The sequence below is a fragment of the Pseudokineococcus marinus genome, assembly GCF_013004605.1.
Classification (GTDB): Bacteria; Actinomycetota; Actinomycetes; order Actinomycetales; family Quadrisphaeraceae; genus Pseudokineococcus; species Pseudokineococcus marinus.
In genome coordinates this window covers 1-12,993 of sequence record NZ_JABEMA010000062.1, presented here as the reverse complement: position 1 = coordinate 12,993, position 12,993 = coordinate 1, and the positions used below count along the sequence as shown (strand labels likewise).

Annotated in this window: 12 protein-coding genes, 4 tRNA genes and 2 pseudogenes; 14 read left to right on the top strand and 4 right to left on the bottom strand. The window is 76.7% G+C overall.

Annotation, left to right across the window (positions count from 1 at the left end; translation table 11 throughout):
- Window positions 1-428: alpha/beta hydrolase (locus HLB09_RS06320; protein ID WP_171202549.1), on the bottom strand; the 428-nt coding region annotated here is incomplete at its 3' end.
- A complete protein-coding gene (locus HLB09_RS06315; protein ID WP_171202548.1) occupies window positions 425-916 on the bottom strand; it encodes a YajQ family cyclic di-GMP-binding protein in 492 nt (163 codons plus the stop codon). The genes HLB09_RS06320 and HLB09_RS06315, both read right to left, overlap by 4 nt.
- Before the next feature lie 178 nt (window positions 917-1,094).
- Between HLB09_RS06315 and HLB09_RS06310 the strand changes: the two genes are divergently transcribed.
- The 6 genes from HLB09_RS06310 (at window position 1,095) to HLB09_RS06285 (ending at window position 2,926) form a co-directional block, all read left to right on the top strand.
- Window positions 1,095-1,176 (top strand) — tRNA-Tyr (locus HLB09_RS06310).
- Between the two features lie 141 nt (window positions 1,177-1,317).
- Window positions 1,318-1,390: transfer RNA gene (locus tag HLB09_RS06305), tRNA-Thr, on the top strand.
- 47 nt (window positions 1,391-1,437) lie between these two features.
- Window positions 1,438-1,509, top strand: a tRNA-Met gene (locus HLB09_RS06300).
- A gap of 151 nt (window positions 1,510-1,660) precedes the next feature.
- Window positions 1,661-1,831, top strand: coding sequence for a 50S ribosomal protein L33 (gene rpmG / locus HLB09_RS18375; protein WP_171202547.1), 171 nt, complete (start codon window positions 1,661-1,663; stop codon window positions 1,829-1,831).
- Window positions 1,832-2,021: 190 nt separating this feature from the next.
- Entirely contained in the window at window positions 2,022-2,546 is a 525-nt protein-coding gene (locus tag HLB09_RS06290) for an FAS1-like dehydratase domain-containing protein (RefSeq protein WP_171202546.1), read from the top strand.
- Window positions 2,543-2,926, top strand: coding sequence for a MaoC/PaaZ C-terminal domain-containing protein (locus tag HLB09_RS06285; protein ID WP_171202545.1), 384 nt, complete (start codon window positions 2,543-2,545; stop codon window positions 2,924-2,926). Before HLB09_RS06290 ends, HLB09_RS06285 begins: the two co-directional genes overlap by 4 nt.
- Before the next feature lie 38 nt (window positions 2,927-2,964).
- Here the strand turns inward: HLB09_RS06285 and HLB09_RS19835 are convergent.
- Window positions 2,965-3,111 (bottom strand): annotated as a pseudogene (locus HLB09_RS19835) (hypothetical protein); the annotation flags it as partial.
- 184 nt (window positions 3,112-3,295) lie between these two features.
- Between HLB09_RS19835 and HLB09_RS06275 the strand changes: the two are divergent.
- The 6 genes from HLB09_RS06275 (at window position 3,296) to HLB09_RS06250 (ending at window position 10,965) form a co-directional block, all read left to right on the top strand.
- On the top strand, window positions 3,296-4,747 hold the full coding sequence (locus HLB09_RS06275; RefSeq protein WP_171202544.1) for a GuaB1 family IMP dehydrogenase-related protein: 1,452 nt from the start codon (window positions 3,296-3,298) through the stop codon (window positions 4,745-4,747).
- A 62-nt stretch (window positions 4,748-4,809) separates the two neighbouring features.
- Window positions 4,810-4,884, top strand: a tRNA-Arg gene (locus HLB09_RS06270).
- 130 nt (window positions 4,885-5,014) lie between these two features.
- Entirely contained in the window at window positions 5,015-6,697 is a 1,683-nt protein-coding gene (gene argS / locus HLB09_RS06265; RefSeq protein WP_171202543.1) for an arginine--tRNA ligase, read from the top strand.
- Window positions 6,698-6,705: 8 nt separating this feature from the next.
- A complete protein-coding gene (lysA, locus tag HLB09_RS06260) occupies window positions 6,706-8,124 on the top strand; it encodes a diaminopimelate decarboxylase (RefSeq protein WP_171202551.1) in 1,419 nt (472 codons plus the stop codon).
- A 67-nt stretch (window positions 8,125-8,191) separates the two neighbouring features.
- A complete protein-coding gene (locus HLB09_RS19235) occupies window positions 8,192-10,453 on the top strand; it encodes a dihydrodipicolinate reductase C-terminal domain-containing protein (RefSeq protein ID WP_281359268.1) in 2,262 nt (753 codons plus the stop codon).
- 77 nt (window positions 10,454-10,530) lie between these two features.
- Window positions 10,531-10,965 carry a hypothetical protein gene (locus HLB09_RS06250; RefSeq protein WP_171202542.1) on the top strand — a complete coding sequence of 145 codons (435 nt, stop codon included), beginning with the start codon at window positions 10,531-10,533 and terminating at the stop codon, window positions 10,963-10,965.
- 52 nt (window positions 10,966-11,017) lie between these two features.
- On the opposite strand, the gene HLB09_RS06245 is transcribed toward HLB09_RS06250, so the two are convergent.
- Window positions 11,018-11,947, bottom strand: coding sequence for a hypothetical protein (locus HLB09_RS06245; RefSeq protein ID WP_171202541.1), 930 nt, complete (start codon window positions 11,945-11,947; stop codon window positions 11,018-11,020).
- A 266-nt stretch (window positions 11,948-12,213) separates the two neighbouring features.
- Between HLB09_RS06245 and HLB09_RS06240 the strand changes: the two genes are divergently transcribed.
- Window positions 12,214-12,399 (top strand): hypothetical protein, encoded by a 186-nt coding sequence (locus HLB09_RS06240; protein ID WP_171202540.1) that lies wholly within the window; start codon window positions 12,214-12,216, stop codon window positions 12,397-12,399.
- Between the two features lie 251 nt (window positions 12,400-12,650).
- Window positions 12,651-12,993: pseudogene (locus HLB09_RS06235) on the top strand (hypothetical protein); the annotation flags it as partial.

The window sequence follows — 12,993 nt, the reverse complement described above, 5'->3', positions numbered from 1 at the left end:
GCGAGGTGCCCGCCCGCCGAGTGCCCGACGACGACGGCGCGCCCCGCGTCGAGCCCCGCCGCCGGCGCGACGTCGACGACGAGGTCGAGAGCCGTCGCGGCGTCCTCGAGGGTGGCGGGCCAGCCGCCGCCGTCCCCCACGGCGCGGTAGTCGACGAGCCACACCGGCACGCCCGCCGCGAGGAGGTCCGCGGCGACGTGGTCCTCGAGGCGCCGGTCGTAGGCGAGCGACCCGTCCGCGGCGCCGGGGCGCCAGAAGCCCCCGTGCACGAGGACGGCGACGCCGTCCGTGCGGCGCTGCGCCGGCAGGTGCAGCTCGGCGACCTGCCGCGGGGCCGCCCCGCAGCGGTGCGCCGACGGAGCGCCGTCACCGCCCGGCAGCACCGGGGGGACGGGCGCCGCCGAGGTGGTCCCCGCCGTCCCGCTCACCGGTAGTTGATGAACTGCAGCGCGACGTCGAGGTCGGCGCCCTTGAGGAGGGCGATGACCGCCTGGAGGTCGTCGCGGCTCTTCGCGCTGACGCGCAGCTCGTCGCCGGTGATCTGCGGCTTGACGCCCTTGGGGCCCTCGTCCCGGATGATCTTGGAGATCTTCTTGGCGTCCTCCGACGACAGGCCCTCCTTGAGGGTGCCCTCCTGCCGGTGCTCCTTGCCGGAGGCGCGCACGTCGCCGAGGTCCAGCGCCTTGAGGGAGACCCCGCGCCGGATGAGCTTGGTCTGCAGCACGTCGAGGACGGCGGCGACGCGCTCCTCGCTGTTGGCCACGAGCACGACGCGCTCGCCGCTCCAGGCGACGCTCGCGTCCGTGCCCTTGAAGTCGTACCGCTGGGCGATCTCCTTCGCGGCCTGGTTGATCGCGTTGTCGACCTCCTGGCGGTCGACCTTGCTCACGACGTCGAAGGACGAGTCGGCGGCCATGGGGCTCCTCCTGGGGATGGCGGTGGCGGTGCGGGCGGACGTCCGCCCCGACGCGACGGGGCGCGACGGGTGTCGGGCGGCGACGACGGGCGACGGGCGCGGAGGCGTGCGTCGGCACGTCCGGTCCTTGCTATCGTCGCCCACGCACACCGGGCCCCGCGCTCGGCGGTGCTCGCGAGGCAGGTTGCCCGAGCGGCCAAAGGGAGCTGACTGTAAATCAGCCGGCACAGCCTTCGCAGGTTCGAATCCTGCACCTGCCACGTCGCTCGCGAGAGGGCGTCCCGGAGCCCGGGGCGCCCTCTTGCGCGTCGCGGCGCCGGTGCGCGGCCCCGGCGGCCGCCGGTTTCGGCGTCGACGGGGGAGCCGTGTACGCTCCTCGACCGTGCCCGCTCGCGGGTGCCGCCCCAGTAGCTCAGTCGGCAGAGCGTCTCCATGGTAAGGAGAAGGTCTAGGGTTCGATTCCCTACTGGGGCTCTGCGGCTCCGCCCGGCGCCCTCCGGGGCCCGCCGGGCGGAGCGCTCGGCGAGGTAGCTCAGTGGTAGAGCAAACGGCTCATAATCGTTGTGTCGCGGGTTCGATCCCCGCCCTCGCTACGCCTGCGGCTCGCCGCCGACGGCGCCGGGCCCGTCCCGGGCCGCCGTCGGAAGGGCGCCAGCCGCTCGGGTGTTGCACCTCCTGCGAGGGGACGGGCGGCACCGCCGACGAGCACCGCCCGCACCGACGACCCACCGAGAGGCTCCCGCCGTGGCCAGCAAGACCGCTGACGTCCGACCGAAGATCACGCTCGCGTGCACCGTGTGCAAGGAGCGCAACTACATCACCAAGAAGAACCGCCGCAACGACCCCGACCGGATCGAGCTGGCGAAGTTCTGCCCGCGCTGCGGCAACCACACCGCGCACCGCGAGACGCGCTGAGCACCACCTCCTCAGCCCCTCGGCCCACCTGAGGGGCCCCGGGCACCGGGCCGACGACGGCCCGCGGAGCCCGAGCACGACCCCGGACGGCGGGGCCGCCCCCGGCGGCCCCGCCGTCGTCGTCCCACCGGCCGTCCCTCGCGCGTCGCCCCGCGCGGGGAGGCCGGCCCAGCTGCAGCGGAGGAGCGACGTGGCCGTCGACCAGAGCTTCGTGGGGCGGACCTACCCGCCCGAGGACGTCTACGAGGTGAGCGCGGAGAAGGTCCGCGAGTTCGCGAGCGCCGTCGCCGGTGCGGGCTCCGCGACGGTGCTCGGGGGGCCGCTGGCCACCGCCGACGTGCCCGCCGTCCACGTCGACGCCGCGGCGGCCCGGGCCCTCGGCCACGCGGACGCCGTCGCGCCGCCGACCTTCGCCGTCGTCCTCGCCCAGCGCAGCGACGCCCGCTTCCTCGCCGACCCGGCGGCCGGGGTGGACTTCACGCGGGTCGTCCACGGCGAGCAGTCCTTCACCCACCACCGGCCCGTCGTCGTCGGCGACCGGCTCGTGACGACGCTGCACGTCGACGGCGTCCGCGTCGCCGCGGGCAACGCCATCGTCACGACGCGCAACGAGATCGCCACCGAGAGCGGCGAGCCGGTCTGCACGGCCACGTCGGTGCTCGTCGTCCGGGCTCCCGAGACCCCGACGCCGCGGACCCAGGAGGAGGGCGCGTGAGCGCGACGGCTGACGACCAGCGGCTCGAGGTCGGGCAGGAGGTCGCCCGCCGGACCTTCTCGGTGCACCGGGCGGACCTCGTCCGCTACGCGGGCGCGAGCGGGGACTTCAACCCCATCCACTGGAGCGAGCGCACGGCGGTGGGCGTGGGGCTGCCGGGCGTCATCGCCCACGGCATGTTCACCATGGCCCTCGCCGGCCGGGTCGTGCAGGACTGGTGCGGCGGCGACCCGGGCCGCGTGGCCAGCTTCGGCGTCCGCTTCACCAAGCCGGTCGTCGTCGCACCGGTCGACGCGTCGCCCGCGTCCTCACCAGTGGTCGCGGAGGCGCCGGGGCTCCCGGTCGCGTCGTCCTGGGGGGCGCCGTCGCCCGGCGTGTAGTCCTCGAAGAACTCCCACCAGGCCGGGTCGACGGACTCGCGGTCCTCGAGGTAGCGCTCGTGCAGCTCGTCGACGAGCCACGCGTTGGGGCCGAAGCCGGACGCCGTGCCCGGGATCGCGTCGGGCCCCTCGTCCGCGGGGCCGGAGGAGCCCCGTCCTGCGCTGGTGGTCTCCTGCTGGGACACGGTGGCGATCGCCCTCTTCCACGGGTCGGTGCGCGAGATGCGCCCGGCGCCGGGACCCCCGGTACCGCGCGGACCTGCGTGTGCGTCGGCCCGGCCAGACTAGTGCCTGGGCGCCGTCGCGCCGCCCGTCGGCGCGCGGTCGTCGGGCCCGGGCGGGGCGCGGGACGGCCTACCCTGGCGCCCCGTGCGCTTCCTCGACGGCTCGGCCCCCGGTCACGACCTCACCTACAACGACGTCTTCCTCGTGCCGGGCCGCTCCGGCGTCGCCTCGCGGACCGAGGTGGACCTGCGGACGGACGACGGCGTGGGCACCACCGTGCCCGTCGTCGTCGCGAACATGACGGCGGTCGCCGGCCGGCGCATGGCCGAGACGGTCGCCCGCCGCGGCGGGCTCGCCGTCATCCCGCAGGACGTGCCGCTCGACGTCGTGGCCGAGGTCGTCGCGTGGGTGAAGGCGCGCAGCACCGTCCTCGAGACCCCCATCGTCGCCGCGCCGGAGGACCGGGTCGTCGACGCCCTGCACCTGCTGCCCAAGCGCGCGCACGGCGCCCTCGTCGTCGTCGACGCCGAGCGCCGCCCCCTGGGGGTCGTCACCGCCTCGGACTGCGAGGGCGTGGACCGCTTCACCTCGCTGGCCTCCGTCATGAGCACCTCCCCGCTCGTCCTCGACGTCGAGGACGTGGAGGCGCAGGGCGGCCTGGACCGGGCGTTCTCCGTGCTCGACGGCGCGCGGCGGTCCTTCGCGCCCGTCGTGCGCGACGGCGTCCTCGCCGGGGCCATGACCCGCCTCGGGTGCGTCCGCTCGGCCCTGTACGCGCCGGCGGTGGACGCCGCGGGCCGCCTGCGCGTGGGCGCGGCCGTCGGCGTCACCGGTGACGTGGCCGGCAGCGCGGCCGCACTGCTCGACGCCGGTGTCGACGTCCTCGTCGTCGACACCGCCCACGGCCACCAGGAGCGCATGGTCGACGCGCTGCGCGCCGTCCGGGCCCTGGACCCGCAGGTGCCCGTCGTCGCCGGCAACGTGGTCACCGCCGAGGGCGTGCGCGACCTCGTGGGGGCGGGCGCCGACGTCGTCAAGGTCGGCGTCGGACCGGGCGCCATGTGCACGACGCGGATGATGACGGGCGTCGGGCGGCCGCAGTTTTCCGCCGTCCTCGAGTGCGCCGCCGCCGCCCGCGAGCTCGGCGCCTCGGTGTGGGCCGACGGCGGCGTGCGCCACCCGCGCGACCTGGCCCTGGCCCTCGCCGCCGGCGCCAGCTCGGTCATGGTCGGCTCCTGGTTCGCGGGGACGCACGAGAGCCCCGGCGACCTGCTCGTCGACGAGCGCGGCCGCAGCTACAAGGAGAGCTTCGGCATGGCCTCCAAGCGGGCCGTCGCCCACCGCACCCGCGAGGAGTCGCCGCTGGAGCGCGCGCGCAAGGCGCTGTTCGAGGAGGGCATCAGCAGCTCGCGGATGATGCTCGACCCGGCGCGCCCCGGCGTGGAGGACCTCCTCGACTCCATCACCTCGGGCATCCGCAGCGCGTGCACCTACGCGGGCGCCCGGACGCTGCCCGAGCTCCACGAGCGCGCCGTCGTCGGCGTCCAGTCGCCGTCGGGGTACGAGGAGGGCCGCCCGCTGCCGTCGGGCTGGTGAGGCCGGCGCGTCAGGGGGGCCGGGCTCGTGGGGTAGTGTCTGCGCCGTCCCAGGGCCCACCGGCCCCCGTAGCTCAGGGGATAGAGCACCGCCCTCCGGAGGCGGGGGCGCAGGTTCGAATCCTGCCGGGGGCACCACGCAGCACCTCTCGAGCGCCGTCACCGCCACCGCGGGGCGGCGCTCGTCGCGTGCCGGGCCGCCAGGGCGCCGAGCCGTCCGTGGACGCCCGCCCGGAGTCCTCCTCGCGCCCTCCTAGACTGCTGGGCCGTGACTCCCGCCGAGCTCTCCGCCGCGATCCGCCGCTGCCTCGTCGAGGCGGTCGAGTCCCGGGAGCCGGCCGTGGGCTCCCTCGCCGCCGGCGACCTGCCCGCCGAGGTCCGCGTCGAGCGCCCGCGCAGCCGCGAGCACGGCGACTGGGCCACCAACGTCGCCCTCCAGCTCGGCAAGCGGGCCGGCGTCGCCCCGCGCGACCTGGCGACCGCTCTCGCGGCCCGGCTGGGCGCCGTCGACGGCGTGGAGCGGGTCGACGTCGCGGGCCCGGGCTTCCTCAACGTCGTCCTGCAGGCCTCGGCGGCCGGCGAGCTGGCCCGCACCGTGGTCGAGGCGGGCGCCGCGTACGGCACGAGCGAGAAGCGGGCGGGCACCTGCATCAACCTCGAGTTCATCTCGGCCAACCCCACCGGCCCCGTCCACCTCGGCGGCGCGCGCTGGGGCGCCGTCGGCGACGCCCTGGCCCGCGTGCTGGCCGCGACCGGCGCGGAGGTGGTGCGCGAGTACTACTTCAACGACCACGGCGCCCAGATCGACCGCTTCGCGCGATCGCTGCTGGCGCGCGCGCACGGCCGCCCCGCGCCCGAGGACGGCTACGGCGGCGCCTACGTGGGCGACATCGCCGACCGGGTCGTCGCCGACGCGTCCGCCCGGGGCGAGGACGTCATGGCGATGCCCGAGGAGCAGGCGCAGGAGGTGTTCCGCCGCGACGGCGTCGCGCTGATGTTCGACGAGGTCAAGCGCGACCTCCACGACTTCGGCGTCGACTTCGACGTGTGGTTCCACGAGGACTCCCTGCACGCCTCCGGAGCGGTGGACGCCGCCGTGGAGCAGCTCAAGGCGTCGGGCAGCCTCTACGAGGCGGACGGCGCCTGGTGGCTGAGCTCCACCGACCACGGCGACGACAAGGACCGCGTCGTCATCAAGTCCGACGGGCAGCCCGCCTACATCGCCGGCGACCTCGCGTACCTGCGCGACAAGCGCGCCCGCGGGGCGGACCTCTGCATCTACATGCTCGGCGCCGACCACCACGGCTACATCAGCCGGCTCAAGGCGGCGGCCGCGGCCTTCGGGGACGACCCGGCCGTCGTCGAGGTGCTCATCGGGCAGATGGTCAACCTCGTGCGCGACGGCCAGCCGGTCCGGATGAGCAAGCGCAACGGCACGGTCGTGTCGCTGGAGGACCTCGTCGAGGCCGTCGGCGTCGACGCCGCCCGCTACTCGCTCAGCCGCAGCTCGGTCGACTCGACCATCGACATCGACCTCGACGTGCTGACCCGGCGGACCAACGAGAACCCCGTCTTCTACGTCCAGTACGCGCACGCCCGCACCTGCGGCGTGGCCCGGAACGCGGAGGCCGCCGGGGTGCGCCGGGAGGACGGCTTCGACCCCTCGCTGCTCACCCATCCCACGGAGTCGGCCGTGCTGGCCGCGCTCGGCGAGCACCCGCGCGTGGTCGAGCAGGCCGCCGAGCTGCGCGAGCCGCACCGCGTGGCCCGCCACCTCGAGGTGCTCGCCGGTGCCTTCCACAAGTGGTACGACGAGTGCCGCGTGACGCCGATCGGCGAGGCCCCGGTCGAGGACGTGCACCGCACGCGCCTGTGGCTCGCCGAGGCCGTCCGCACGGTCCTCGCCTCCGGGCTCGGCCTGCTCGGCGTCTCGGCCCCGGAGCGCATGTGAGCCCGCGCCTGCACGCCCACGAGGCCGGCTCGCTGCACGCCGAGGGCTACGGCGGGCCCGGCTGGCTCGCCGTGCCGGACGACGTCAACGCCCTCGTGACGCCGCTGTGGGCGCGCACGGTGCGCCGCGACGGCGACGGCGCGCTCGAGGTGGGCGGCGTGCCCGTCACCCGGCTGGCCGCCGAGCACGGGACCCCCGCGTACGTCCTCGACGAGGACGACCTGCGCGCGCGGGCGCGCGGCTTCGTCGAGGCCTTCGACGAGGCCTTCGCGGACCTGTGCGGCGGCGCCGACGTCTACTACGCCGGCAAGGCCTTCCTCTGCACGGCCGTCGCCCGCTGGGTCGCCGAGGAGGGCATGCTCCTCGAGACCTGCACGGGCGGGGAGATGGCCGTGGGGCTGCGCGCCGGCGTCGACCCGGCGCGGATGGCGCTGCACGGCAACAACAAGTCCGACGCCGAGATCGAGCGGGCGCTGCGGGCGGGGCTCGGGCGCATCGTCGTCGACTCCTCGCCGGAGGTCGACCGGGTCGCCGACGTCGCCGCCCGCCTGGGCGTGCGGGCGCCGGTGCTCGTCCGCGTCACCGTCGGCGTCGAGGCCCACACGCACTCCTACATCGCGACGGCCCACGAGGACCAGAAGTTCGGGCTGCCGCTCTCGACGGGGGAGGCGGCGCGGGCCGCCGCCGCGGTGATCGCCCGGCCGGAGCTCGACCTCCGGGGGCTGCACTCCCACATCGGGTCGCAGATCTTCGACGTCGAGGGCTTCGAGGTCGCCGCCCGGCGGCTCGTGCGCCTGCACGCCCAGGTGCAGCGCGACCACGGCGTCGTCCTGCCCGAGATCGACCTCGGCGGCGGCTTCGGCATGGCCTACACCACCCAGCACCAGCCGCTCCCGCCGCGCGAGCTGGCGCAGGGGATGGCCCGCGTGGTCGCGGCCGCGTGCGCGGCCGAGGGCGTCGACGTGCCCCGCGTCTCGGTGGAGCCCGGGCGCGCCGTCGTCGGGCCCAGCACCTTCACGCTCTACACCGCCGGCACGACGAAGGACGTCGTCCTCGACGGCGGGCAGACCCGCCGCTACGTCGCCGTCGACGGGGGTATGAGCGACAACGTCCGCACGGCGCTGTACTCCGCCGACTACTCCGCGACCCTGGCCTCGCGGCGCTCGGACGCCCCGCCGGTGCTCACCCGCGTCGTCGGGAAGCACTGCGAGAGCGGGGACATCGTCGTCATGGACGAGTTCATGGCCGGCGACCTCGGCGCCGGCGACCTCGTGGCCGTGCCCGGCACGGGCGCCTACTGCCGCGCCCTCGCCAGCCAGTACAACCACGTCCCGCGCCCGCCCGTCGTGGCGGTCTCGGGCGGGGTCTCGCGGGTGCTCGTGCGCCGCGAGACCGAGGAGGACCTGCTCGCCCTCGACCTCGGCTGACCCTGCGGCGTCGCCGCCCCACCGCGTGCGCCGCGCCGACCGGACGACCCTGGAGCGCCACCAGCCCATGACCGCCGACCCGCGAACGACCACCGACGAGGGCGCGGCCCGCGCCGAGCAGGTCACCGCCGAGCAGACCGCCGTCGACACCCGCTACGCGCGCCTGGACGACCTGCGCCGGCGCACCGCCGCCGAGCTCGCGGCCGTCCGCCGCTCGGAGACCACCGGCACGCACCAGAACCGCTCCGAGCGCGACTCCTTCGCGGCGCTGCACGAGGGGCGCCTCGCGCAGCTGGACGCCGTCGAGGACCGCCTCGTCTTCGGCCGCCTCGACCTGTCCGACGGCGAGACGCGCTACGTCGGACGGCTCGGCCTCGCCGACGAGGCGCAGCAGCGGCTCCTCGTCGACTGGCGCGCGCCGGCCTCCGAGCCCTTCTACCAGGCGACGGCGGCGCGGCCCGCCGGCGTGGCGCGGCGCCGGCACCTCGCGCTGCGGGGTCGCTCGGTGCAGGGCCTGGAGGACGACGTCCTCGACGCCGACGGCCTCGCGGCACGCGGCCTCGAGGCCCTCGGGGGCGAGGGCGCGCTCATGGCCGCGCTGGGCGCGCAGCGCACGGGCCGCATGGGCGACATCGTCGCCACCATCCAGGCCGAGCAGGACGCGATCATCCGCTCCGACGCCAAGGGCGTCCTCGTCGTGCAGGGCGGGCCGGGCACGGGCAAGACGGCCGTGGCGCTGCACCGAGCCGCCTACCTGCTGTACGCCCACCGCGACCGGCTGGCGCGCAGCGGGGTCCTCGTCGTCGGGCCGAGCCCCGTCTTCCTGCGCTACATCGAGCAGGTGCTGCCCTCGCTGGGCGAGAGCGGCGTGCTCACGTCCACGGCGGGCCAGCTCTTCCCCGGGGTCGACGCCCGCGCCGCCGACCGGCCGGCGGTGGCGCGGCTGAAGGGCGACGAGCGCTGGCTCGAGGTGCTGTCCCGGGCCGTCGCCGCCCGCCAGCGCGTGCCGGCGGGCCCGCAGCGCCTGGACGTCGAGGGCACGACCGTCGTCCTGCAGCCGCGGGCCGTGGCGCGGGCCCGCGAGCGCGCCCGGGCCACGGGGCAGCCGCACCTGGAGGCGCGCAGCGGCTTCGTGCGCGACCTCCTGCTGCACCTCGCCGACCTCGTCGCCCGTGCGCAGGGCACGCGCCTGGAGCCGGAGGACCGGCCGGGCGTCGTCGCCGACCTGCGCGGCTCGCGCGACGTGCGCGTGGCGCTCAACCTCGCGTGGATGCCCATGACGCCGCAGAAGCTCGTCGGCGACCTGCTCACGCGCCCGCACCGGCTCGCCGAGGCGGCGAGCGGTCTCTTCTCGGCCGAGGAGCAGGCGCTGCTCGTGCGCGGGGCCGAGGACCCCTGGACGGTCGACGACGTCCCGCTGCTCGACGAGGCGGCCGAGCTGCTGGGGGAGGACGAGACCGGCGCGGCCGCGCAGGGCGCCCGCGAGGAGGCGCGCCGGCGTGACGAGGCGCTCTCCCTCGCCCGCGAGGTGCTGGACTCGGGGGCGGGGGAGACGGCGGTCGAGGGCTTCACGGCCTCCGCCGAGGACCTCGCCGCGCGGCAGTCCGACCTCGGCGGACCGACGCTCACCGTCGCCGAGCGGGCCGCGGGGGACCGCACGTGGGTCTTCGGCCACGTCGTCGTCGACGAGGCGCAGGAGCTCTCGCCGATGATGTGGCGCCTGCTCGTGCGGCGCTGCCCGAGCCGATCCATGACGGTCGTCGGCGACCTGGCCCAGACGCGCTCCGCCGCGGGCGCCTCCGTCTGGGCCGAGGTCCTCGACCCCTTCGCCGAGGGGCGCTGGCGGCTGGAGGAGCTGACGGTCAACTACCGCACCCCGCGCCAGGTCATGGACGCGGCCGCGGCCGTGCTCGCGCTCACGGGGGCCCCGGGGCGGACGCCGACGTCGGTCCGGGAGGGGGAGGGGCCGCCGACCCTCACCGAGGTGCCGGCCGGCGGTGACGCGCGCGCGGAGGCGCTGCGCGGCGTCGTCGCCGACGAGGCCCGCCGCGCCGCCGGTCTCGGGCCGTCGCCGGACGCGACGACGAGCGCCCTCGAGGGCGCGCGCGGCGCCGACGTCGACGGCGTGCGCGTCCACAGCGTGCGGCTGCGCGGGCTCGTGGCCCACGAGGAGGTCCTCCTCGGGGGGCCGGGGGAGCAGCTGACGATCCGGCACGACTCCTTCGACCGCGAGTCCTTCATGCCCGGCGTGCTGCTGGCCGTTCGCCGGGTGGCCGACCATCTGGGGCTCGTCGTGGGGCTGGAGCACCTCATGGACCTCGACGGCTGATGCCGGGCTCCTCGGCAGCGCCCGACCCCGCCGGCGGCCCCTCGGGCGGCGGGGGCCCCGCGCGGCGCCCCCGGCGCGTGCCCGCGAAGGCGGTGGTGGTCGTCCTGCTCCTGCTGTCAGCGCTGTACCTGGTGCTGCTCGTGCAGCAGGGCGTGCGGCTCCTGCTGACCGGCGAGGTCGTCGGCGTGCTGCTCGGCCTCGCCGTCCTGCTCGTCCCGGTGCTGTGCGGCTGGGCGGTGGTGCGCGAGCTGCTCTTCGGCCGCGCGAGCGAGCGCCTGGCCGACGAGCTGGCCGTCACCGGGGGTCTGCCCGTGGACGACCTGCGGCGGCGCCCCTCGGGCCGCGTCGTCCGCGAGGACGCCGAGCGCCTCTTCACCCGGTACCGCGCCGAGGTCGAGGAGCGCCCCGAGGACTGGGCCGCCTGGTACCGCCTCTCCCTGGCCTACGACGCCGCTGGCGACCGCCGCCGCGCCCGCGCGGCGGCGCGGCACGCCATCGAGCTCCGCGGGTAGCGGGACCTCTCAGAGGCAGAGCTGTGCGCCGAGGACGCGGTGCACCGCGACGTCAGCGCACAGCTCCCGCCGAAGGGTCGAGCAGCCGGCGCAGCAGGGCGGCGACCCGCTCCGGCTCCGCTCTCAGCGCCGGCGCCGGCAGGCGGACCAGCACCTCGCCGGCGCGGGTGATCTCGGCGGCTCTCAGCAGGTCGTCGTACCAGTGCGCCTCGTCGAGGTGCCCGACGCCGTCGACCTCGAGCAGCACGCGCGACCCGTCCGGGCGGAGCCACTCGGCGTCGAGGTAGCGGGTGCGGCCGACGCCGTCCTCACGACGCGCCTGCCGCACCGGGAGGGGCAGGCGGTAGCGGCGGCAGAGGCGGACGAGGTCGACCTCGCTGAGGGCTTGCGACCCGCAGGCGACGTCCCGGAGGACGGCGACCACCTCTCTCCGGTGGTGCCCGGTCCTCACCTCCTCCGCGGCGGCGAGCAGGCGCTCCGCGGTCGTGAGCCGCTGCTGCACCACCGCGGCGACGAGGCCCCCCGCCGTCCGGGGCGACGAGGACCACGACGCCGCGTCGAGGGCGGCCCGCTCGACCCGGTGGACCGGCAGCCCGCCCCGTCGCGTGACGTCGTGCTCCGCCCGACGGGTCGACGTCCGCAGCCGGGCCCATGCGGGCCCGGCGCGACCGGCCGAGCGGGGCACGACGACGTCGACCTCCTCGCGGTCCCACGAGCGCAGGCCGTGGACCTCGAGCGCGGCGAGACCTCCCAGGACGCCCTCGGTGCCGAGGACGGCGCACCAGCGCCGCTCGGCCGCGGCGAGCGGCCCCGTGTGGAGGACGACGGCGAGCGGGCCGACGGCGCGCCAGGCGCCGGAGGTGACGCGCCGGGCGACGAGGTCGGCGTCCAGGCCGTGCTCGCGCAGCTGCTCGCGCGAGACGCAGCGGGCCTGGGTGTCCGCCAGGTGCTCCAGCGGCGCTGGGAGGGGGAGCCGGCGCACGGCGGGAGGGTGCCCGAGGTGGGGCGATCCGTGCTGACGCCTTGTGGACGGAGCGAGAGCGGTGCGCCGGCCCCCGCGCCGCGCGGGACGCCGAGGCGACGAGGCCCTCGAGCGGCCCGCGCAGCCCGGTGAGCTGCCACAGCCCGCCGACGAGGAGCAGCCCGACGACCTGGGCGGCGTAGAGCGGGCCCTCGGGCGGCGGCGTGCCACCGCCGTACTCGTAGACGGCGATGACCGCGAGCGAGAAGACGTGCAGCGAGTAGAGCGTGAGCGTCATCGAGCCCATCGCGGCGAAGGGCCACACGACGGGCCGGGCGACGCGGGCGACGAGCAGGGCGACGCCGAGCACGGCGAGCGCGCTGCCGGCGACGCCGACCATGTCCGGCGGCGCCCCCGAGTGCGGGGCGTCGACGGCGAGCCACCACCACGACGTCGTCGGCGTCGTCCCGTAGAAGCCCGTCTCCAGCGCCGTCGCCAGGTCACCGTCACCGGAGACCGGGAAGCCGAGGGGGACGACGAGGGAGGGCAGGGCCAGCGGCCTCAGGGCGGCGGAGACCGCCCACGCGCCCAGCGCGGCCGCCAGCCCGGCGAGGGCGACGGCGCCCGCGGTGGCGGACCGGCGCAGGTCCAGGCGCCCGATCCCCAGGCCGAGGAGCACGAAGCCCGCCCACGACAGCACGGGGTAGTAGCCCGTGAGGAGCAGGTGCCCGAGCAGCACGCCCGGCTCGGCCAGGGAGGCGAACGACGGGCTGCTCCCCGGCGAGAGGGGGAGCGCGCCGCTGCCGACGAGCGCGTCCCGCAGCGGGTGCAGGAGGACGGGGACGACGAGCAGCCAGGCGACGCCCAGCGGGACGAGGCGGCGGGGCCCCCAGCCGAGGACGGGCAGCACGGCGAGGAAGAGCAGGGCGTAGTTGACGAGGATGACGGCGACGGGCGCCCCGAAGGAGCCGACGAGGAGCCCGACGAGCGCCACGACGCCGGCCCGGGCCGCCACCCCGCGGCGCGCCCGCGCCAGCCCCGGCCCGTCCGGCGCCCGCTCGCCGCCG

Coding starts and splice junctions, on each gene's coding strand:
- HLB09_RS06315 (WP_171202548.1), bottom strand. CDS start 916: ATGGCCGCCGACTCGTCCTTCGACGTCGTGAGCAAGGTCGACCGCCAG.
- HLB09_RS19235 (WP_281359268.1), top strand. CDS start 8,192: ATGACCGCCGACCCGCGAACGACCACCGACGAGGGCGCGGCCCGCGCC.